This window comes from Blautia massiliensis (ex Durand et al. 2017) (genome assembly GCF_001487165.1).
Lineage (GTDB): Bacteria > Bacillota > Clostridia > Lachnospirales > Lachnospiraceae > Blautia_A > Blautia_A fusiformis.
The window spans coordinates 1390982-1413147 of the sequence record NZ_LN913006.1 but is presented as its reverse complement, the minus strand read 5'-3'; the positions used below and the strand labels follow the sequence as shown (position 1 = coordinate 1413147).

At 44.7% G+C, this 22166-nt stretch carries 17 protein-coding genes; 15 read left to right on the top strand and 2 right to left on the bottom strand.

Going from position 1 to position 22166, the window contains the following annotated elements:
- The 8 genes from smc to BN3261_RS07455 all read left to right on the top strand — a co-directional run bounded on the left by smc (position 1) and on the right by BN3261_RS07455 (position 14057).
- Positions 1 to 3561, top strand: coding sequence for a chromosome segregation protein SMC (gene smc / locus BN3261_RS07490; RefSeq protein WP_059085899.1), 3561 nt, complete (start codon positions 1 to 3; stop codon positions 3559 to 3561).
- A gap of 18 nt (positions 3562 to 3579) precedes the next feature.
- Entirely contained in the window at positions 3580 to 4518 is a 939-nt protein-coding gene (gene ftsY / locus BN3261_RS07485) for a signal recognition particle-docking protein FtsY (protein WP_015525230.1), read from the top strand.
- Positions 4519 to 4524: 6 nt separating this feature from the next.
- Positions 4525 to 5736: a threonine ammonia-lyase gene (gene ilvA, locus BN3261_RS07480; RefSeq protein WP_015525229.1), complete on the top strand. Its 1212-nt coding sequence runs from the start codon at positions 4525 to 4527 to the stop codon at positions 5734 to 5736.
- A 107-nt stretch (positions 5737 to 5843) separates the two neighbouring features.
- A complete protein-coding gene (glmS, locus tag BN3261_RS07475) occupies positions 5844 to 7682 on the top strand; it encodes a glutamine--fructose-6-phosphate transaminase (isomerizing) (RefSeq protein ID WP_059085898.1) in 1839 nt (612 codons plus the stop codon).
- A gap of 383 nt (positions 7683 to 8065) precedes the next feature.
- On the top strand, positions 8066 to 9919 hold the full coding sequence (locus tag BN3261_RS07470) for a DNA cytosine methyltransferase (RefSeq protein WP_059085897.1): 1854 nt from the start codon (positions 8066 to 8068) through the stop codon (positions 9917 to 9919).
- Between the two features lie 251 nt (positions 9920 to 10170).
- Entirely contained in the window at positions 10171 to 11979 is a 1809-nt protein-coding gene (locus tag BN3261_RS07465) for a Na/Pi cotransporter family protein (protein WP_059086898.1), read from the top strand.
- A gap of 315 nt (positions 11980 to 12294) precedes the next feature.
- Positions 12295 to 13101 (top strand): alpha/beta hydrolase, encoded by an 807-nt coding sequence (locus tag BN3261_RS07460; protein ID WP_015525224.1) that lies wholly within the window; start codon positions 12295 to 12297, stop codon positions 13099 to 13101.
- A 131-nt stretch (positions 13102 to 13232) separates the two neighbouring features.
- The gene (locus BN3261_RS07455; protein WP_059085896.1) at positions 13233 to 14057 is read left to right on the top strand and encodes a TrmH family RNA methyltransferase; all 825 of its coding nucleotides are present in this window, start codon (positions 13233 to 13235) and stop codon (positions 14055 to 14057) included.
- Positions 14058 to 14080: 23 nt separating this feature from the next.
- Here the strand turns inward: BN3261_RS07455 and BN3261_RS07450 are convergent, their stop codons facing one another.
- Positions 14081 to 15619: a PucR family transcriptional regulator gene (locus BN3261_RS07450; protein ID WP_059085895.1), complete on the bottom strand. Its 1539-nt coding sequence runs from the start codon at positions 15617 to 15619 to the stop codon at positions 14081 to 14083.
- A 400-nt stretch (positions 15620 to 16019) separates the two neighbouring features.
- On the opposite strand from BN3261_RS07450, the gene ylxM reads away from it, so the two are divergent.
- From ylxM to queA, 7 genes are read left to right on the top strand one after another with little or no spacing between them, the layout of a single operon-like run.
- Positions 16020 to 16343: a YlxM family DNA-binding protein gene (gene ylxM, locus BN3261_RS07445; protein WP_015525222.1), complete on the top strand. Its 324-nt coding sequence runs from the start codon at positions 16020 to 16022 to the stop codon at positions 16341 to 16343.
- A 3-nt stretch (positions 16344 to 16346) separates the two neighbouring features.
- A complete protein-coding gene (gene ffh, locus BN3261_RS07440; RefSeq protein WP_015525221.1) occupies positions 16347 to 17699 on the top strand; it encodes a signal recognition particle protein in 1353 nt (450 codons plus the stop codon).
- Between the two features lie 45 nt (positions 17700 to 17744).
- Positions 17745 to 17990 carry a 30S ribosomal protein S16 gene (gene rpsP, locus BN3261_RS07435; protein WP_015525220.1) on the top strand — a complete coding sequence of 82 codons (246 nt, stop codon included), beginning with the start codon at positions 17745 to 17747 and terminating at the stop codon, positions 17988 to 17990.
- Between the two features lie 55 nt (positions 17991 to 18045).
- A complete protein-coding gene (locus tag BN3261_RS07430; RefSeq protein WP_015525219.1) occupies positions 18046 to 18276 on the top strand; it encodes a KH domain-containing protein in 231 nt (76 codons plus the stop codon).
- 59 nt (positions 18277 to 18335) lie between these two features.
- Positions 18336 to 18842, top strand: coding sequence for a ribosome maturation factor RimM (rimM, locus tag BN3261_RS07425; protein WP_059085894.1), 507 nt, complete (start codon positions 18336 to 18338; stop codon positions 18840 to 18842).
- Positions 18843 to 19595, top strand: coding sequence for a tRNA (guanosine(37)-N1)-methyltransferase TrmD (gene trmD, locus BN3261_RS07420; protein WP_015525216.1), 753 nt, complete (start codon positions 18843 to 18845; stop codon positions 19593 to 19595).
- A 2-nt stretch (positions 19596 to 19597) separates the two neighbouring features.
- On the top strand, positions 19598 to 20623 hold the full coding sequence (gene queA, locus BN3261_RS07415; protein WP_059085893.1) for a tRNA preQ1(34) S-adenosylmethionine ribosyltransferase-isomerase QueA: 1026 nt from the start codon (positions 19598 to 19600) through the stop codon (positions 20621 to 20623).
- A gap of 97 nt (positions 20624 to 20720) precedes the next feature.
- On the opposite strand, the gene BN3261_RS07410 is transcribed toward queA, so the two are convergent.
- The gene (locus tag BN3261_RS07410; RefSeq protein WP_059085892.1) at positions 20721 to 22040 is read right to left on the bottom strand and encodes a CapA family protein; all 1320 of its coding nucleotides are present in this window, start codon (positions 22038 to 22040) and stop codon (positions 20721 to 20723) included.
- Positions 22041 to 22166 lie beyond the last annotated feature (126 nt).

Here is a 22166-nt window from a genome sequence, read left to right as displayed (position 1 = left end):
ATGTATCTGAAAAATATAGAGGTGCAGGGATTTAAATCCTTTGCACAGAAAATAAATTTTGAATTTCATAACGGGATCACCGGCATCGTAGGACCTAACGGCAGCGGAAAAAGTAATGTTGGTGATGCAGTCCGCTGGGTTCTGGGAGAACAGAGCGCCAAGCAGCTTCGAGGCGGGAATATGCAGGATGTTATCTTTTCAGGAACGGAGCTTCGCAAGCCTCTGAGCTTTGCGTCCGTGGCTATTACACTTGATAACAGCGATCACAAGCTCCCGGTGGATTTTGAAGAAGTAACCGTTACCAGAAGACTGTATCGTTCCGGTGAGAGCGAATACCGCATCAACGGCAGCTCCTGTCGTTTAAAGGACATCAATGAGATGTTCTATGATACCGGTATCGGAAAAGAAGGATATTCCATCATCGGACAGGGTCAGATCGATAAGATCTTAAGTGGAAAACCCGAAGAACGCCGAGAGCTTTTTGACGAGGCAGCCGGGATCGTCAAATTTAAAAGACGAAAAAATACCACACTGAAGAAGCTTGAGGAAGAACAACAGAATCTGGTCCGTGTCACGGACATCTTAAGTGAGCTGACCAAGCAGCTGGAACCGCTGGAACGTCAGTCTGAGACTGCAAAAATATATCTGGCAAAAAGAGAAAATCTGAAAGAGCTGGATATAAATATGTTCCTCCTGGAATATGAACACACCGGAAATCTGATCCGCGAGCTGGAAGAAAAAACCAGGATCGCAGAAAATCAGTTAAAAGAAGCCCAGGATGCTCATAGTCGTACCAAGGATGAATATGAACGTCTGGAAAAAATACTGGAAGAGCTGAATGAGCGGATGGAGGCGTTGAGGGAAGAAAGCCGGGATCGTGCTATCCGTAAACAACAGCTGTCCGGTGAGATCAATGTTCTTCATGAACAGATCCTGGCAGGAGAGCAGAATGACAGTCATTATCGCAGCCGTCTTTTAGCAGTTCAGGAAGATACGGAGAAAAAATCTACAGACCAGGAGGCTCTGGAAGAGCAAAAAGCAGATCTTCAGGCAAATTTACGGGAGATCGACAGAAAACTTGCTGACGAGCAGAAAAAAATGGACAATATCCAGAGCAGCATCGAAGAATGCACCCAGGCAGTGGAAGATGGTAAGAATGAGATCATTGAGATCCTTAATTCCCGTGCAAACACCAAAGGTAAGGCACAGCGTTTTGATGCCATGAAGGAGCAGCTGGATATCCGGAAAGCAGGAATCAGTCAGAGGATCCTTTCCCTGAAAACCCAGGAAGAGGAGCAGCAGTCAGCGATCGATCAGGCACAGAAGGAATACGACACTATCACGAAGGCCATTCAGGAAACCAGAGAAGAAGGCAGCCGTCTTACAAAAGAGATACATGCCATACAGGAAACCCTTAAACAGCAGAATACACAGCTGGAAAAGAAACAGACGTCCTATCATAGAGAGGCATCCAGACTGGAATCCCTCCGCAATATCACAGAACGTTATGATGGATATGGAAACAGTATCCGCCGTGTCATGGAACAGAAGAATCATGTTCCTGGGATCCGTGGCGTAGTGGCGGATATCATTCACGTTGAAAAAAATTATGAGATCGCTATTGAGACAGCTCTTGGCGGAAGTATTCAGAATATCGTTACGGATAACGAGCAGACTGCTAAGCAGATGATCGAATTCCTGAAGAAAAACCGGTATGGTCGTGCGACTTTTCTCCCGTTAAACAGCATTTCTTCAAGAGGCGAGTTTAATCAGAGAGGTGCTTTGAACGAACCGGGAGCTATTGGTCTTGCCAGTGGCCTGGTAACTGCAGAGAAGGAATATGACGGTCTGATCGGATATCTTCTTGGCAGAGTGCTGGTGGTGGATCATATCGATCATGCTATTGCCATTGCCAGAAAATACCGACACAGTATCCGTATGGTAACGTTGGAGGGAGAATCCTTAAGTCCAGGCGGTTCCATGACCGGTGGAGCTTTTAAGAACAACAGCAATCTTCTTGGGCGTCGTCGTGAGATCGAGGAACTGGAAAAGAAGGTAAAAGAGCTGGCAGCCGGGTATAATGAGATCCGACAGTCCATGGAAGATAACCGCAGCAGAAGAAATGAGATGCGTGATACTGTGGCGGCGCTGCAGCAGAAATTTCAGGAACAATCCATTCAGCAGAATACAGCTAGGTTGAACATTGAACAGCTGGAGAAAAAAGCGGAGGAGATCCGCGGCGGTTATACCAGGATCGAGAGGGAGCAGGAGGAGATCCGTCTTCAGGCAAGAGACATGCAGGCAGATAACATAAAGATCACGCAGGAACTTGAAGCATCCAAAAGGGATGAGGAAGAGCTGGAAACGTTTATCGAGACCCGGCAGAAGGAGCTGGAGGACTGGAAAAAGGACGAAGCGGAGACTTCAGAGAAGCTGGAAAGGATCCGTCTTGACGCATCTGCATCCCAGCAGAAGGAAAGCTTCATAAAGGAAAATCTGCGGCGCCTGAAAGAGGAAATCGAAGTTCTTTCGAAAGAGAGGGAAGAAATTCTGGATTCTCTGGAAAAAGGCAGCCAGGAAACTGCAGAAAAGAGAAAGACGATCGACAAGGTCCGTAAGGAGATCGAAGGCTTTGCCGCAAAAGAAGAGGTGGCTGCAAAACAGCTGGAAAAATGGCAGCAGGAAAAGGAAGAGCGCACAAAAAGCCATAAGGAGTTTTTTGAAAAGCGTGATGAGCTGTCTGGCCAGATCAGTCTTCTGGACAAAGAATGCTTCCGACTGAAGACTCAGGCAGAAAAGATCGAAGAGAACCGGGAAGCAAGGATTTCCTATATGTGGGAAGAATACGAGATCACTCCGAATAATGCCTTGCAGTACAGGAAAGAAGAAATGAATGACAGGCATGTGATGAAGCAGCAGATCCATAAATTAAAGGACGAGATCCGAGCTCTTGGCTCTGTCAACGTCAATGCCATTGAGGATTACAAAGAACTTCTGGAACGGCATACGTTCTTAAGCGGTCAGTACAACGATCTTTTGGAAGCGGAAAAAACGCTGGAACAGATCATCCAGGAGTTGGATGAGGGTATGCGGAAGCAGTTTAGCGAAAAATTCGGAGAGATCCAGAAAGAATTTGACAAAGCCTTCAAAGAACTGTTCGGCGGAGGCCGGGGAACTCTGGAACTTGCGGAAGACGAGGATATCCTTGAGGCAGGGATCCGGATCATTTCCCAGCCGCCCGGAAAAAAACTTCAGAACATGATGCAGCTTTCCGGTGGAGAAAAAGCACTGACAGCCATTGCACTTCTTTTTGCTATCCAGAATCTGAAGCCTTCACCATTCTGTCTTCTGGATGAGATCGAGGCTGCACTGGATGATTCCAATGTAGGACGTTTTGCGGGATATCTTCAGAAGTTGACGAAGAACACACAATTTATTATAATAACACATAGACGTGGTACCATGAATGCAGCAGACAGGCTTTATGGAATTACCATGCAGGAAAAAGGGGTATCCACGCTGGTATCCGTAGATTTAGTAGAGAACCAGCTTACCCAGTAGCAGAGGGGATGAATCAGTATGGCAGAAGAAAAAAAAGGATTTTTTAAACGTCTGGTAAGCGGACTTACCAAAACGCGAGACAATATCGTTGCCGGCTTTGATTCCATTTTCAGCGGTTTTTCCAGTATTGATGATGATTTTTATGAAGAACTGGAAGAGATCCTGATCATGGGAGATATCGGCATTAACGCAACCACCTCCATTCTGGAGCATTTAAAGGAGCAGGTTGCTGAGCAGCATATCAAGGAGCCGTCCCAGTGCAAACAGCTTCTGATCGACAGCATCAAAAAACAGATGCAGGTAGAAAGCACAGAATATGAGTTTGAGAACCGGAAATCCGTGATCCTTGTGATCGGTGTCAACGGAGTAGGTAAGACTACCTCTGTAGGCAAACTGGCCGGTAAATTAAAGGATCAGGGAAAAAAGGTCATCCTCGGAGCAGCAGATACCTTCCGTGCGGCAGCCGGGGAGCAGCTGACACAGTGGGCCAACCGTGCAGGCGTTGAGATCATCGGCGGCCAGGACGGAGCAGATCCGGCATCTGTTGTCTATGATGCAGTGGCAGCAGCCAAAGCCAGAAATGCAGATATTCTGATCTGCGATACCGCAGGAAGACTTCATAATAAGAAAAACCTTATGGAAGAGCTTCGCAAGATTTACCGTATTCTGGAACGTGAGTATCCGGAAGCATATTTGGAAACACTGGTAGTTCTTGACGGAACCACGGGCCAGAATGCGCTTTCCCAGGCAAGACAGTTTGCCGAGGTCGCAAACGTTACCGGAATCATTCTTACCAAACTTGATGGTACAGCCAAGGGCGGAATCGCAGTAGCGATCCAGTCTGAGCTTGACATACCAGTAAAATACATCGGAGTAGGCGAAAGTATCGATGACCTGCAGAAATTTGATGCAGACGCATTTGTAAACGCCCTCTTTGACGTAGAAGAAAGGAGCTAAATACAAATGCTTACATTAGAGAGCTTTGAGGAAGCGGCAGCAAAAGTAAAAGAAGTGACACAGGAAACAAAGCTGATATACAGCAGTTATTTCTCAGATATGACGGGAAATAAGGTTTATCTGAAGCCAGAGAATATGCAGCGTACCGGTGCATATAAGGTGCGTGGCGCATATTACAAGATCAGCACACTTTCTGACGAAGAGAGGAACAAAGGTCTGATCACTGCATCTGCAGGAAATCATGCCCAGGGTGTTGCTTATGCTGCACATAAATATGGAGTAAAAGCAGTCATTGTCATGCCAACTACCACACCACTGATCAAGGTAGAGCGCACCAAGAGTTACGGTGCGGAGGTTATCCTTCACGGCGACGTATATGACGAAGCCTGCGCACACGCACTTGCCCTTGCAGAAGAAAAAGGATATACCTTTATCCATCCATTTGACGATCCGGCAGTAGCAACCGGTCAGGGAACTATCGCCATGGAGATCGTACAGGAACTTCCGCTTGTAGATTACATTCTGGTACCGATCGGAGGGGGCGGACTTGCTACAGGTGTCTCTACACTTGCGAAGCTTCTGAACCCACACATCAAAGTCATCGGTGTTGAGCCGGCAGGCGCAGCATGTATGAAGGCATCTCTGGAGAAAGGGGAGGTCGTAACGCTTCCTCACGTAAATACTATCGCAGATGGTACTGCAGTACAGACTCCGGGAAAAAATATCTTCCCATATATCCAGGAAAATCTGGACGATATCATTACCATCGATGATGATGAGCTGATCGTGGCTTTTCTGGATATGGTAGAAAACCACAAGATGATCGTAGAGAACTCCGGACTTCTTACTGTAGCAGCTCTCCGTCATCTGGATGTAAAGAATAAGAAGATCGTTTCCATCTTAAGCGGTGGAAATATGGATGTGATCACTATGTCATCGGTTGTACAGCACGGACTGATCCAGCGTGACCGTATCTTTACCGTATCCGTACTTATTCCGGATAAGCCAGGTGAACTGGTACGTGTTGCAAGTGTGATCGCTGAAAATCAGGGTAATGTTATCAAACTGGATCATAACCAGTTTGTAAGTACCAACCGAAATGCAGCCGTAGAACTTCGGATCACTATGGAAGCATTCGGAACAGATCATAAGAATCAGATCGTTGCAGCTCTGGAAAAAGCGGGTTGCAAACCGAGAGTGGTACGTGCTATACTGTAGGACGTGTTATATTGCAATAACTGAAACTTCTGACCGGACTGTTGCATATGATGTAACAGCCCGGTCTTTTGCGAAAATACCTGCATAGACAGAAAGGACAGATAAATATGTGTGGAATTGTAGGATTTACAGGTAGACACCAGGCAGCTCCGATCCTTTTAGATGGACTCTCCAAGCTGGAATACAGAGGATATGATTCCGCTGGAATCGCCGTACGTGACGGCGAGGACGAGACGGAAGTGATCAAAGCCAAGGGAAGACTGAAAGTTCTGTCAGAAAAGACAAACGGCGGAGAGACTGTACCGGGAACCTGTGGTATCGGTCATACCAGATGGGCAACTCATGGTGAACCTTCTGAGAACAATGCACATCCGCATATGACAGACGACGGTAATATCGTAGCAGTCCACAACGGCATCATTGAGAACTATCAGGAACTGAAAAATAAGCTCACCCGTAAAGGCTATACTTTCTATTCTGAGACCGATACCGAGGTAGCAGTCAAGCTGATCGATTATTATTACAAGAAATATGAGGGAACACCGGTGGATGCCATCACACATTCCATGGTACGTATCCGTGGTTCCTATGCCCTTGCGATCATGTTCAAGGATTATCCGGGTGAAATATATGTAGCCAGAAAAGACAGCCCCATGATCCTTGGAGTGGCAGAAGATGAATCCTTTATCGCTTCTGACGTACCGGCGATCCTGAAATACACCCGCAATGTATATTATATCGGCAATCTGGAGATGGCGCGTGTGAAAAAAGGCGAAGTCACCTTCTACAATCTTGATGGAGATGAGATCGAGAAAGAGCTGAAAACCATTGAATGGGATGCAGAAGCAGCGGAAAAAGCCGGATATGAGCATTTCATGATGAAAGAGATCCATGAACAGCCAAAGGCAGTACTGGATACGTTGAATTCCGTGCTCAAGGATGGAAAGATCGACCTCAGTGAAGTTGGCCTGGAAGAAGAAAGCATCCGGAACATCCAGCAGATCTATATCATAGCCTGCGGCTCCGCTTATCACGTAGGAATGGCAGCACAGTATGTGATCGAGGATCTTGCACAGATCCCGGTAAGGGTAGAGCTCGCTTCCGAATTCCGTTACCGAAAAATGGCCCTTAACACCAACAGCCTTGCAGTGATCATCAGCCAGTCCGGTGAAACAGCAGACAGTCTTGCAGCACTTCGTAAATGCAAGGAAAATGGTATTCGTACACTGGGAATCGTTAATGTAGTGGGATCTTCCATTGCACGTGAGGCTGATAATGTATTTTATACTCTGGCCGGACCGGAGATTTCTGTAGCTACTACCAAGGCGTACAGCACACAGCTGATCGCAGCTTATACACTTGCGATCCAGTTTGCAATGGTAAGAGGAACGATCACAGAAGAAGCCTACAGCAATTATATCAGTGAACTGCAGATACTTCCGGATAAGATCTGTAAGATCCTGGAAGATAAGGAACGTATCCAGTGGTTTGCCTCAAAACAGGCAAATGTAAAAGATGCTTTCTTTGTAGGAAGAGGAATTGATTACGCTATCAGCCTGGAGGGCAGTCTGAAGATGAAAGAGATCAGTTACATTCACTCTGAAGCCTATGCTGCCGGAGAGCTGAAACACGGAACGATCTCCCTGATCGAAGACGGGACTCTTGTGATCGGTGTGCTGACCCAGCCGGATCTCTACGAAAAAACAGTCAGCAATATGGTTGAGTGTAAGAGCCGCGGCGCCTACCTTATGGGCCTGACCACATTTGGTAATTACAATATCGAGGATACCGCAGACTTCACCGTCTACATCCCGAAAACAGACCCGCACTTTGCAACATCCCTGGCAGTGATCCCGCTTCAGCTTCTGGGCTACTACGTAAGCGTAGCCAAAGGACTGGATGTGGATAAACCACGAAATCTGGCGAAGAGCGTGACAGTGGAGTAAAAAATATATATGGACTATAGAGAAAGCCTCAGAGTATGTATATGCGAAAATACTCTGAGGCTTTTTTATAAAATCTTTACGCAAAAATAGTTTCATGGTATCATATAGACATATGATGCTGTGAAATTATTTTGCTTTTCAGGGGATATTAAGAAGGGGTGACGGGTACATGCTTATGCCGGTAGTGCCAGAGAGGAGATTGAACTGAAACCAGAGTGCCCGGACAGCCATAGAGCAGATAAAGGAGAAAAATTATCCGGAGTCTTTACAGAAATGTACAGGGAATATCCTGGCTTGTGGGGATCAATTATAACAAACCAATCAACAGTGGTAAGCTTTTGGAGCTGCTGTCACAGTACAAATAATAAGATAGGAAAAAATATATGAAGAATACAGTGGTGATCTTTAATGCCGGTATCGGTGCGCTGACTCTTGGTTTTCAAAATGCCGGTTATGAGATTTTGAAAGCATATGAGCCGGACAGAAAAGTGATAGAGATCTATCAGGAAAATATAAGTCAAAATGTAACTGCATGCAGCCTTTCTTCCATAGATCCTGCCACAGTTCCGGACAGTGATGTCTGGGCTTTTGATCTGACGCAGTCGAAAGCAGAAGAGGTGTTTTATAGTTTGACCCTGGTGCAAAGAAGACGACCGCCGGCCATTCTTTTTGTTATGAAAAAGCAATTATGGAAAGGGTTCATAAAGGAGCACATTTTTCAGCTGCAAGAATATGGATACCATATCACGCATAAAAATATCCAGAGTTCGGAGGTTACTGCATTTCCGCTGCGGGAAGAATTTGCATATATTGTTTCAAAAAGAGTGAATGCTTCGGATATGATCATGCCGGTGCAGGTCCATAAGAGTAGTATCCTGTTGGATGGCTGGGTGGAAATGAATCCACAGGATTCCTGGTATTACAGAATTGATTTTGCGAAAGAGAAGATTGATGCTTCGCATGCCGGTGACAGCGTTTTGTGTTGGGAAAAAGGCGGTTATCGGGAATCCGGGCAGGTTCGTCTGAATCTGATAAAAATGCCGCTGATCCGTATCCATGGCGTCTATCATAAGATCACACACAAAGAAATAGCCAGATTAAAGGGATTTCCGGAAGATTTTCCACGTTCTGTGCCAAACAAAAGCCGGATGTACAGAAGCCTGATATATGCGCCGAACATAAAAGTGACAGAACAGGTCGTTCGCAATCTCTGCGTAGAACCCTATATAAATTCAGAGGGTGATGTGCAGATGAAAAACTGGGAAAATATGGCCCGCTTTAAGCAGCTTTTTGAAAAATACCTTACATATAAAGGGGTTTCTTTCCAAAGCGATGAATGGGTCTTTATGACCAGAATGTACAGTGATTCCAAAGAAATCGCTACACTTAAACGGTTGCAGAGTTATAGCCGTCTGGTTGGAAAAGCAGTGTCAGATCAGAAAAAGGATCTGCCATTACAAAATATCTGTGTAGTGGCGAATCTGGTCTCTGATGAGACTAAGAGAAAGTACGAAGAGGCGAAGCTTGGATATGTCTGGGACATCCGAAATGTGCTGTGGCTCTTTGAGGACTATCCGGAACTGAAGAACGAACTGATCTCGATTCTGAATTATTCGGTGGAAAACATAGAACCGGAGAGACCGGAGCCTTTTATCTTTGAGGAAAGCAGCCAGATGGAGAATACGGATCCGGAATCGGTTGCTGACAGCTATATAGCGCAGTTAAAAGTGTTGGAGACCGGTAGTGCAGCTTTCAAGAAATATGAGGAACTTTGTGTTTCTATTCTGAAATATATCCTTGGAGAATATCTGACTTTGTGGGAGCAGCAGAAGACAACAGAGGAAGATCTGTATCGTTTTGACATGTGCTGTAAGATCAAAAACGGGGTGACACAGGATTTTTTTGACACGATCTGTAAGTATTTTTCTACGAAGTATATCGTGTTCGAGTTTAAAAACTATGAAAAGCCTATTACTCAGAGGGAAATTTACACTACAGAAAAATATCTGTACGAAAAAGCTCTCCGTAAAGTTGCGATCATTATTTCCAGAAAAGGAGCGGATAAACATGCGAAAATGGCTGCACGGGGAAGTCTACGGGAAAGCGGGAAACTGATCATCTGTCTGTCTGATGAAGATATGAAAGCGATGCTCCAGATAAAAAAAGAAGGGGAAAGAACAACGGGAGAGTACCTGGAAAATATTTTGGATGATATGCTGATGCGCCTGGAAAAATAAAAAATTTTGTGAAAAATAACTCAAAAATACTCATTTCGAAGGCAGAGTTTTGGAAGATGATCCGCTGCCTTCGATTTTTTTATTTTCGAAATAAATCTGTTGTTGTAATATGGAAATTGATGTGGCATAATAAATGGGAAAATGTTAAAAATAAGAAAAATCCAGATTAAGGAAATGTAAAGTTGCATTTTCAGGATAACATGGCTCCTGACAGATTATGACAGGAAGCGAGTATGACAAAGGAGAAAATTATGGCAATTTTTTCAATGATCTTATCTTTGTTGTGTGGAGTATCATTATTTTTGTTTGGTATGTCCCTAATGGGCGATGGTCTGAAGCTGGCAGCTGGTAATAAGCTGGAAGCATTTCTTTATAAGATGACCAATACTCCGCTGAAGGGTGTCGCACTTGGTACTGGTGTTACCAGTGTGATCCAGTCGTCTTCTGCGACGACAGTTATGGTGATCGGTTTTGTAAACTCCGGTATGATGAAACTGAAACAGGCGATCGGTATCATCATGGGAGCCAATATCGGAACCAGTATTACTGGCTGGATCTTATGTCTTTCTTATATTGAAGGATCAAATGGAATCGCTAGTGTTCTTTCCACAGCAACTATTTCTGCTGTTGTGGCTGTAGTTGGTATTATTTTCCGTATGTTCTGTAAGCGTACCTTACATAAGAACGTGGGAAATATCATGCTTGGTTTTGCAATCCTGATGACAGGTATGCAGATGATGAGTGGTGCGGTATCTCCATTGCGTGAGAGTCCGATGTTCATCAAGATGCTGACTATGTTTTCCAATCCGATCGCGGGTATTCTCGTAGGTATCGCTTTTACTGCGGTACTCCAGAGTGCGTCTGCAACAGTCGGTGTGCTCCAGGCTCTTTCCGTAACCGGTATCCTGACATTTGCAAGTGCATTTCCGATCGTTCTTGGTATCGGTGTTGGTGCTGCATGTCCAGTTCTGATCTCAGCCATCGGAGCAAATAAGAACGGTAAAAGAACTGCTCTTGTATATCTGATCAATGACCTGTTTGGGCTGATCCTCTGGTCTGTGATCTTTTATACCGTGAATGCGTTTGTACATTTTACATTTATGGATATGACCATGACACCGGTAGCGATCGCGCTTTTGAATACGGTGTTCCGTCTGGCAACGGTTATCGTGCTGTTCCCGTTTATTTCAAAGATCGAGAAGCTGGTATGCTGGCTTGTGAAGGATGACAAAGAAGATCTGGAAGATGAGGCAGACTTTGATCTTCTGGAAGAGCGTCTTCTGAATTACCCGGCCCTTGCTATCGCACAGTGTCACCGTGTAATGAACGGAATGTCCAAGAAGCTCCGTAAGAATGTCAACAGAGCCATGAATCTTCTGAATGATTATCAGCAGGATAAGTATGATAAGGTTCAGCGAAAAGAGGATCTGATCGACAAGTATGAAAGTCGTCTAGGAGAGTATCTGATCCAGCTGACAAAGAGAGAGATGAATTCTGCACAGACAAGACAGACTTCACTGTATCTGCATACGATCAATGACTTTGAGCGTATCGGTGATCATGCTTCTTACATTGCTCATATGTCCAATGAAATGCATGATAACCATACGAATTTTTCACAGGAAGCCTGGGATGAGCTGAATGTTGTTATGGAGGCAGTTCGTGAGGATATCAATATAACCTGCAATGCTTTCATGAAAGACGATAAAGAAATGGCACAGAGAGTAGCACCTCTCGGAGCTGTGATCACAGGACTTTGTGATGTACTGAAGATGCGTCATGCAGAGCGACTGAGCCAGGGCAAATGCGGACTGGAAGAGGGAACGGTATTTAGTGATATCCTTAACAGTTTCTGTCGTATCGCAACTCACTGTGCAAGTGCTATGGTGGCACTTATGAAGAGCGGAGAGACAGGATCTGATCTTCATATTCACGATTCCAAGATCTATCCCACAAACAGTGCGGACTACTACCAGTATTTCAAGGAATACGGACAGAAATATGATATTGGAAATCAGGAAGGCCATATGCTCAGCATGGAGCCGGAAGAAGTAGAATAAGAAATTCAGGCAGCGGAAATGTAGATATTCCGCTGCCGTTTTTGTTAGGGATTTGCCCTAACAATGAAAAAAGAAGGGGCTGTCGCACTAATTTTTTAGTGCGACAGCCCCTTTGTACTGAGGTGATTATAGTTCAGAGAACAAAATATGTCACTCCTCTATTTTTCATTACTTTTTGTAAAAATCATATAATTGCTGATAATTAGTAATAGGGGTTATCAAAATACAGATTTCATGATATGATAAATCTATCAGATAGCGTGAGACATATAATGGGGATATGTATCTCGCAGAAAGAAAAGGGAGGGTTTTATTATGGGTGAAAGTATGATCACATCGTTTGACGGAACGAAACTGTATCTGAAAAAAGAAACAGCAGCAGACAATAAAGCTGTGATCGTGATTGTCCACGGACTTTGTGAGCACCAAGGCAGGTACGATTATTTTGCGGAAAAACTTCATGAGGCGGGAATCGGAACCTATCGTTTTGATCACAGAGGACATGGACGGTCTGAGGGTGAAGAGACTTTTTATTCAGATTTCAACGAGCTTCTGGACGACACCAACGTAGTTGTGGATATGGCAATTGAAGAAAATCCGGATATCCCGGTATTTCTTCTTGGACACAGCATGGGAGGCTTTACAGTTTCTCTGTACGGAGCCAAATATCCGGACAAAAAGCTCCGGGGGATCATTACCAGTGGTGCGCTGACCGCAGATAACGGCAATCTGATACGTGGTGTGCCGGGAGAAATGGATGTACATACGCGCCTTGCCAATCAGCTGGGTTCAGGTGTATGCTCTGTACAGGAAGTGGTAGACTGGTACGGAAAAGATCCATACAATAAACAGTCCTTTACAGCGGGGTTATGCTATGCGATCTGCGACGGACTTGACTGGTTCAAAGAGAAAAAAGCAGAGTTCCATTATCCGGTCCTTATGACACACGGCGAGAAAGACGGTCTGGTAAGTGTACAGGATACCTATGATTTCTTTAAAGAAGCAGGATCAAAAGACAAGCAGATGAAGATCTACGGCGGACTTTTTCATGAGATCCTGAATGAGTATTGTAAAGATGAAGTGATCGGGGATATGATCCGGTGGATGGAAGTGAGAATCTGAATATAAACAAATTGTTTTACAAGTAGCAGCAAAGCCAGGTGGAAACATATAACACCTGGCTTTCTTTTGCAAAGAGATTCTGTTACAATAGCAGGATGAAAACAAGAAGACAGAACAGGAGAAAAATAACCATGTCAAATATCATAGAAATCACAGATTTCAACGCTTCGGAGCTGGATGTATATGCCAGGATCTCGGAGATACAGCTTTTGAACCGGGCAGAACCGGAGAAGGGGATCTTTATTGCGGAGAGCCCGAAGGTTATTGAGAGAGCTTTAGATTCCGGGTGCCAGCCGATTTCTTTTCTGGTGGAACATAAACATGTTGAGGGTGAGGCAAAAGAACTGATCCGTCGTTGTGAAGACATCCCGGTTTATACGGCAGAATTTGATGTGTTGACGCAGCTGACTGGATTCAAGCTGACAAGAGGAATGCTCTGTGCAATGCGCCGGCCGGCGCTTCCTGATATAGTCGATGTATGCAAAAATGCCCGCAGGATCGCAGTTCTGGAAAATGTGGTAAATCCTACTAATATAGGCGCGATCTTTCGTTCTGCGGCGGCTCTTGGGATGGATGCGGTGCTGCTGACACCGGGGTGCAGCAATCCATTGTACCGCCGTGCGATCCGTGTCAGCATGGGAACCGTATTCCAGATACCATGGACATTTTTTGATGAAAAAACAGAGTGGAAAACGGAAGGAATCCGGTCTCTGAAAGCGATGGGATTTAAGACGGCAGCCATGGCTCTTAGGGAGGATTCCTTTGATATTGATGATCCTCATTTGATGGCAGAAGAAAAACTGGCAGTAGTTCTTGGAACAGAGGGGGATGGCCTTGCTTCGGAGACCATTGCGGACTGTGATTATACGGTATGTATTCCAATGGCACACGGTGTGGATTCACTGAATGTGGCGGCAGCCAGTGCAGTTGCATTTTGGCAGCTGGGAAAACGCTAAATATTTAAGAGAGTTTCCGTTTTTTATGATCTTGCATTCCGGTTTTCTTCTTCCATATCCATCAGATGAAAAGAAAGCAACAGATACAGGATCTCGTTTCTGTCTGTAAGATCTGAATCCAGAAAAGCTTTGATCTTATCCAGACGATAAAGAAGAGTACTTCTGTGGATAAATAAAGCGCTGGCAGTATGAGAAATGTTCTGGTTGTGCTCCAGAAAACAACGCAGTGTTTCATAGAGATGAGATTGCTTTGCCTCATCCTTATATTTCATTGACAGAAGCTTTTCGTGACAGATCATGTAAGCAGGAAGCTTTTTGGTTGCCTGTTCCAGAATATAGGGCAGAGCGATGGAGTCAAAATAGTGGATACTTTCTGCGGGATTTTTGCGTTTTCCAACCTGCAGGGTAACAGAAGCCTGCGTGTATTGCCGGTGGAAATTAAAATGTCCAAGCATCTTCCGGCTGTATCCGGCGCTTAACATGCTGCTTTTGATAAAGCCCTCGATCTTATCGGAAATCTCATGGATAGTCAGAGTGCAGAGATCCAGATTGATAAAAAGCACAGCATTGCCTTTATGTTCCGTGGCACAGGTGGCAGGAATTGTATTTTCCAGATAGTTACAGATGGCATTAAGTGTCAGATTTTTCTGGTCGATCAGTCCGGTCTGGATCAGGATGCATTGATACATATGGGAAGAAAGCCATCCCACATTTGTCAGTTGCTGACTGATTTTTACATAATCAGCTCCGGGATCTGTCAGAATGGACATAAAAATCTGATGAAGAGGAAAAGCTTTATCCCGACTGTGCATGATACCTGTGGAAAGTGCATGGGATACCATCTGGGAAAGGTACTCCAGAACAAAACCAAACGTATCATCCAGGGGAACCTCACCTTCGGAAAACATCAGCCTGTATACTGCTTTATCACTATTGGAGATATTTACGCAAAGAGAAGGAGCAGTAAGGCCATTTCCCGGATAATAAAAATATCCGGTTTTATAAAAAGCCTCTTCGTAATGAGGATCCTGCTTCAGGCTGTCCACAATAGCCCAGGAATTTTCAGTGGAACCCAAAACAGAATTGGAAAGATCACTTAGATTCCAGTCTCTGGAGGCAATGATAGTAAAATCCATACCGATCAGCATTATTGGATTAGGGATAACGGAAGCTGTAAGATCTAGAAGCTCCTGGATAGATGCGTTCCGGAGACGGGAATCCATCAGGGACTGATTCCACTGATCATAGAGGATAAAAATATCCTGAATCCTGTTAAAGACAATATTGACCGGAATATCTTCAGGGATGATACACATGTTTGGCTGAGTTAATTCGTAGTTCTGATAGATTTTTCCAATCATCAGGAACAGAATATTTTTGGGATGATGAAAAGTGAGCTGAAAATCCGGATCTGTGATAAGGTAAACACGCCCATCCTGAAGAGAGGTGTTCTTTTCAAAGCAGGAAGGGCAGGAAAGGGAAGGAATTGTATCCAGCCTGGATGTATGCAGGGGAAAAGATTTCTGTAAATGATAGCAGATGAGTTTTGCACTGAGTTTCAAGGAAAATCCTCCTTCCTATATTTTGTAGGAAAAAATAGGAATAATAGCCATGTTATGTGGAAGTGTGATTCTTTTGATTTACAGTATAATAGAATCATAAGGAGAAAACAAGTGCAGAAACAAGCCTTTTATATTGGGGTGTGGCAAAACAAGTGCGGAAAAAAGGGCAGGGCTGTATGTCTGTTAATGATCTTCCGAAGCTGATCAAAGAATATGGAAAAGATATCACATTTATTAATAAGAAGTAAATAGAATAACAAAGGTCGGAAAAGCCTGCAAAACCCAGCAGAAAAGTGCTTTTCCGGCCTTTTTTTGTGAAATTCAGGAAAAAATAAATTTGTAAAGCAAAAACCCTTGACAGGTATGATGGAATCGTGTATGATAGCCAAGGTGATTACAGATGGAGAAATTTGTAGAGCAGACATTTTTATTTGATTTTTATGGAGAGCTTCTGACAGAGAGGCAGCGGCAGGTGTACACCAGTGTGGTATTTGAGGATTATTCCTTAAGTGAGGTTGCTGAGGAACTTGGCATCAGCAGACAGGGTGTGCATGATATGATCAGACGGTGCAATCGGACGTTGGAAGAATATGAAGAGAAGCTTCATCTGGTCGAGAAATTCCTGAACATCCGCAGTCAGGTCATAAAGATCCATGAACTGGCTGACAAGTACCACGCCGAAGATATTGCGGCGATTTCCAATGTGATATTAGAGGAGTTATGATCAATGGCATTTGAGAGTTTAACAGATAAACTGCAGAATGTATTTAAGAAGCTGAAGGGCAAGGGCCGTCTCACAGAGGCTGATGTCAAGGTAGCACTGAAGGAAGTTAAGATGGCGCTTCTGGAAGCGGATGTTAACTTTAAGGTCGTTAAGCAGTTTACGAAATCCGTTCAGGAAAAGGCTATCGGACAGGATGTTATGAATGGTCTGAATCCGGGACAGATGGTGATCAAGATCGTAAATGATGAGCTGGTCAACCTGATGGGAAGTGAGACAACAGAGCTTCCGATCAAACCGGGAATGGATCTTACCGTTCTTATGATGGTCGGTCTTCAGGGTGCAGGTAAGACAACGACGGTTGCCAAGCTGGCAGGCAAACTGAAATCCAAGGGAAAGAGACCACTGCTTGTGGCCTGTGATGTTTACCGTCCGGCAGCGATCACACAGCTGCAGGTAAACGGTGAGAAACAGGGCGTCGAGGTCTTTTCCATGGGAGATAAGCAGAATCCCGTGGATATTGCAAAAGCAGCTATCGAGCATGCGAAATCCAATCAGCAGAATGTTGTGCTCATCGATACAGCAGGACGTCTTCACATTGATGAGGATATGATGCAGGAGCTTGAGGATATCAAAGCGAATGTGAATGTAGATGCTACAGTGCTTGTAGTTGATGCCATGACAGGACAGGATGCGGTAAATGTGGCGCAGAACTTTTCTGATAAAGTCGGCATTGATGGTGTGATCCTGACTAAGATGGATGGTGATACACGAGGCGGCGCTGCGCTTTCCATTAAAGCCGTGACCGGCAAACCGATCTTCTATGTTGGTATGGGAGAGAAGCTTTCAGATCTGGAACAGTTTTATCCGGAACGTATGGCTTCCAGGATCCTTGGAATGGGCGATGTAATGAGTCTGATCGAGAAGGTGGAAGCATCTGTGGATCAGGAACAGGCTCAGGAGATGCAAAAGAAGCTGAAGAAAATGGACTTCGACTTCAATGATTATCTTACCAGCATGGAGCAGATGAACAAGATGGGTGGTATTTCCAGTATCCTGAACATGCTTCCTGGAATGGGCGGTAAGATGAAGGATATCGAGGGTATGATCGATGAGAAGGCTATGGACCGTACCAAGTCCATCATTCTTTCCATGACACCTCAGGAGAGAAGTAACCCCAACATTTTGAACATCTCACGCAAGAACCGTATCGCCAGAGGCGCCGGAGTGGATATTACAGAAGTAAATCGTCTTGTGAAGCAGTTTGAGCAGAGCAAGAAGATGATGAAACAGATGCCGGGATTAACAGGCGGCAAGATGAATATGGGAAAAAGAGGCGGCTTTAAGCTTCCCTTTTAATAAATAACAATAAATTTTCAGAAAGATAATTGGAGGAAAACAAAAATGGCAGTTAAGATCAGATTAAGAAGAATGGGACAGAAGAAAGCACCTTTCTATAGAATCGTAGTAGCAGATTCTCGCTGCAAACGTGACGGAAGATGCATCGCAGAGATCGGAACATATGATCCGAACCTTGACCCAAGCGTATACAAAATCGATGAAGAGGCAGCAAAAAAATGGCTTGCAGCTGGTGCTCAGCCTACAGAGGTAGTTGCTAAGCTTCTTAAACTTGCCGGAATCGAGAAATAATACCTGACAGATTTGGATCTGTGGCCTTAATGAGGCAGGAGCAAGGAGGTATGTAATGAAACAACTTGTAGAAGTAATTGCAAAATCTCTTGTTGAAAATCCGGATGAAGTAGTCGTTACTGAGACTGAAAAAGACGACGCGATTGTTGTTGAACTGAAGGTCGGACCGGCCGATATGGGTAAGGTTATCGGAAGACAGGGCAGAATTGCCAAGGCAATCCGTACTGTTGTGAAAGCGGCTTCTTCAAAAAGCAGCAAAAAAGTGATTGTAGATATTCTGCAATGAAAAAGAGACAGGAGCTGTGGATTCCATGGCTCCTGTTTTTACTCTGAAAGGGAGCAAAAATGGAAGATTTATTAAAGGTAGGAGTTATCACAACGACCCATGGCGTCCGTGGTGAAGTAAAAGTTTTTCCGACAACGGATGACGCAGAGCGTTTTCTTGATATTGAATATGTGCTTCTGGATACAGGAAAAGAGCTTCGCAGACTGAATATTCAGAATGTAAAGTTTTTTAAAAATCTTGCGATCCTGAAGTTTGAAGGCATTGACAACATCAATGATATTGAAATGTATAAGGGCCGTGAGCTTTGGATCCCACGTGAAGAGGCACAGGAGCTTGGCGAGGACGAATATTATGTGGCGGATCTCATCGGAATGGAGGTACTTCTGGAGAATGGGGAGAAATTCGGAGTGCTCCGTGATGTGATGGAGACCGGCGCCAATGATGTTTATATTGTAGATCGTGTGGATGGCGAGGAAATCCTGCTTCCTGCGATCCATGACTGTGTTCTTGATGTGGATGTTGAAAAAAATACCATGACTGTACATTTGATGAAAGGGCTTGTTTAAATGAATTATCATGTACTTACATTATTTCCGGAAATGATTGAGAACGGAATGAACACAAGTATTACAGGCCGTGCCATTACAAAGGGACTGTTATCACTGGAAGCGATCAATATACGGGATTTTGCATTCAATAAGCACCAGAAGGTAGATGATTATCCTTATGGCGGCGGAGCCGGAATGCTGATGCAGGCGGAGCCGGTATATCTGTCTTATGAATCCATTGCAGAACGTATTGGAAGGAAACCCCGCGTGATCTTTCTGACTCCTCAGGGAAAAACCTTCAATCAGGATATGGCAAAAGAGTTTGCCCTGGAAGAAGACCTGGTTTTCCTCTGTGGTCATTATGAGGGAATTGATGAGCGTGTTCTGGAAGAAATCGTAACAGACTATGTTTCCATTGGTGATTATGTACTTACCGGAGGAGAACTTCCGGCTATGGTCATGATGGATTCTATTTCCAGAATGGTACCAGGTGTTCTGAATAATCAGGAATCCGGTGAGACGGAATCCTTTTCCGGGAATCTTCTGGAGTATCCCCAGTACAGCCGCCCGGAGGAATGGCATGGCAAAAAGGTTCCGGAGGTGCTGCTTTCCGGACACCATGCCAATGTGGATAAATGGAGAAGAGAGCAGTCTATCATCCGTACAGCCAAATGGAGGCCGGATCTTTTACCAAAAGCTGATCTGACCAACAAAGAGTGGAACGAGGTCCGCAGGCTTCGCAAACAGTGGAAAGAGGAAGTGGAAAAATAATTATGAAAACATCAGATTTTTATTATGATCTGCCGCAGGAACTGATCGCTCAGGATCCGCTGGAGGACAGAAGTTCTTCCAGACTGATGCATCTGTCCCTGAAAGATGGAAGTATCGAACATCGTCATTTTACCGATATACTGGATTACCTGCATAAGGGAGACTGTCTTGTGATCAATGATACCAAGGTTATCCCGGCACGTCTTTATGGTCACAAGGAAGAAACTGGAGCGCTGATCGAGATCCTGCTTCTAAAACGCCGCGAAAATGATATCTGGGAGTGTCTTGTAAAGCCGGGAAAAAAAGCACGTCCCGGTGCAAAGATCACTTTTGGTGACGGTATCCTGAAGGGTGAGATCATTGATATTGTAGATGAGGGAAACCGTCTGATTCAGTTCCATTATGAGGGGATTTTCGAAGAGATCCTGGATCAGCTGGGAGAAATGCCGCTGCCGCCGTATATTACCCACAAGCTGAAGGATAAGAACCGTTATCAGACTGTATATGCAAAGAATGAGGGATCTGCTGCCGCACCTACCGCAGGACTTCACTTCACGCCGGAGCTTCTTGAGAAAGTAAAGGAGAAGGGTGTGAATATTGCACATGTAACTTTACATGTAGGTCTCGGAACCTTCCGCCCGGTAAAGGTAGATGATGTAGAAAAGCACCACATGCACTCGGAGTTTTATATTGTGGAAGAAGATCAGGCAAAACTGATCAATGATACAAAGAAAAACGGCGGAAGAGTGATTTCTGTGGGAACTACCAGCTGCCGTACCCTGGAGTCCGCAGCTGGAGAGGATGGAATCGTGAAGGCCGGAAGCGGATGGACAGAGATCTTTATCTATCCTGGATATAAATTCAAAGCTATCGATGGACTGATCACCAATTTCCATCTGCCGGAGTCTACGCTTCTGATGTTAGTTTCAGCCCTTGCCGGAAAAGAACATATTATGGCTGCTTATGAGGAAGCAGTACGGGAGAGATATCGTTTCTTCAGCTTTGGCGATGCCATGATGATCGAATAAGATACAAAATTACTCTTTATATTATAATATCCCAACGGATCGCAGCATAGAAACATGCAGTGCAGGATCTGTTGGGATATTATTTTTGTTATGCTATTTATTCTTCACTGTCAGAGCTTTCCGATGTAGCGGATGAAGAATCCGCAGCAGGAATCGCAGCACTGCGTTCCTCTATCTTGGATTTGATCCTGGAAGCTTCATCTCCGGATGCAGGAGTTGGCTGGTAGTTGTTGTAGCCATCTGCGGAAGAAATAGAGCAGGGAATGACATTGGTCACGTTATCAGCCTGTACGCCTTCTGAGGTGACAGTGAAGGTCTGCTGGAAGATCATGGTGTCCATATCACTTGGAGAACTGTTTCCTCCAAAACAGAAATTGCCAAGACTGTAGACGATGTTTTTTCCTTTATAGGTTTCGATTCCCTGGAGTACATGCGGATGATGGCCACATACCAGATCTGCACCTTCATCGATAGCAAGACGGCCAAGGGTCATCTGATTGGTATCAGGAACTGTTTCAGTCTCATTGCCCCAGTGGAAGATCACAACTATAAGCTCTGCTCCATCTGCTTTGACCTTTGCGATATTATCTTTCAGCTGCTGTTCGCGTTCAAGATGATCCTTCAGTTCATAAATTCCGACAAGACCAACTTTGATTCCCTTGATGTCCATAACTGCAGTATCATCATAACCGAAGTGTGTAATGCCTGCATTATCCAGAGCAGTCAGAGTATCCGTGTAGCTCTGCTCTCCGTAATCATGGCTGTGATTGTTTGCAGTGTTTACGGCTTCAACGGAACCGCTGGTGAGTATCTGAGCATATTCGGCAGGTGCTTTAAATGCAAAGGTTTTATCTTCTCTGGCATCGGAATCGGTGAGGGTTCCTTCAAAATTGGCAATTGTCAGGTCATCTGCCTCAAAGATGCTTTTTACATTCTTAAAGAAATAATCTTTGCCGTTGTTATCGTAGCATGCGTTCAGACTTGTGTCATAATCAAAGGTCTCATCGGTACCCAACGTGCAGTCCCCGACTACGCTGAGCGTCAGTGAAACGGGATCTTTCACAGCAGCAGCTTCTTCTTTTGCCTTTTTTGCGGCCTCCTCTTCCTGTGCCTTCTGCAAAGCGGCGGCTTCTGCAGCTTTCCGGGAAGAAATGCATGCACGTGCGGAAAAAATGATCACAAGAACAAGTATGATCAGGATCCCGCCAGCTGCAAGAAACATTTTCTGACGGCGTACCTGGTAATATCTGGATTTTTTGCTGATGTCATTCCTGCGAGTCCCAGTGGAATGTGAACGGGAATTACGGGATGCAGAACCAGAATGCTTCCGCCGTGCTTCCTGTGCTCTGGCGGCTTCTCTGCGTGCCTGCTCCGGATCATGGCCATGAGGCGGCCGCCTTTGATTGTCGTTTGCCATTCTTTTTCTCCTTCATATGTAAAGATATCTTTATTATAGAAAGAATGGTAAGTATTGTAAAGAAAGAATCGCGGACTTTTCAGAAAAAGAAGTTTTTGATATAATAATTAGGCCAAAAGGCAGAAA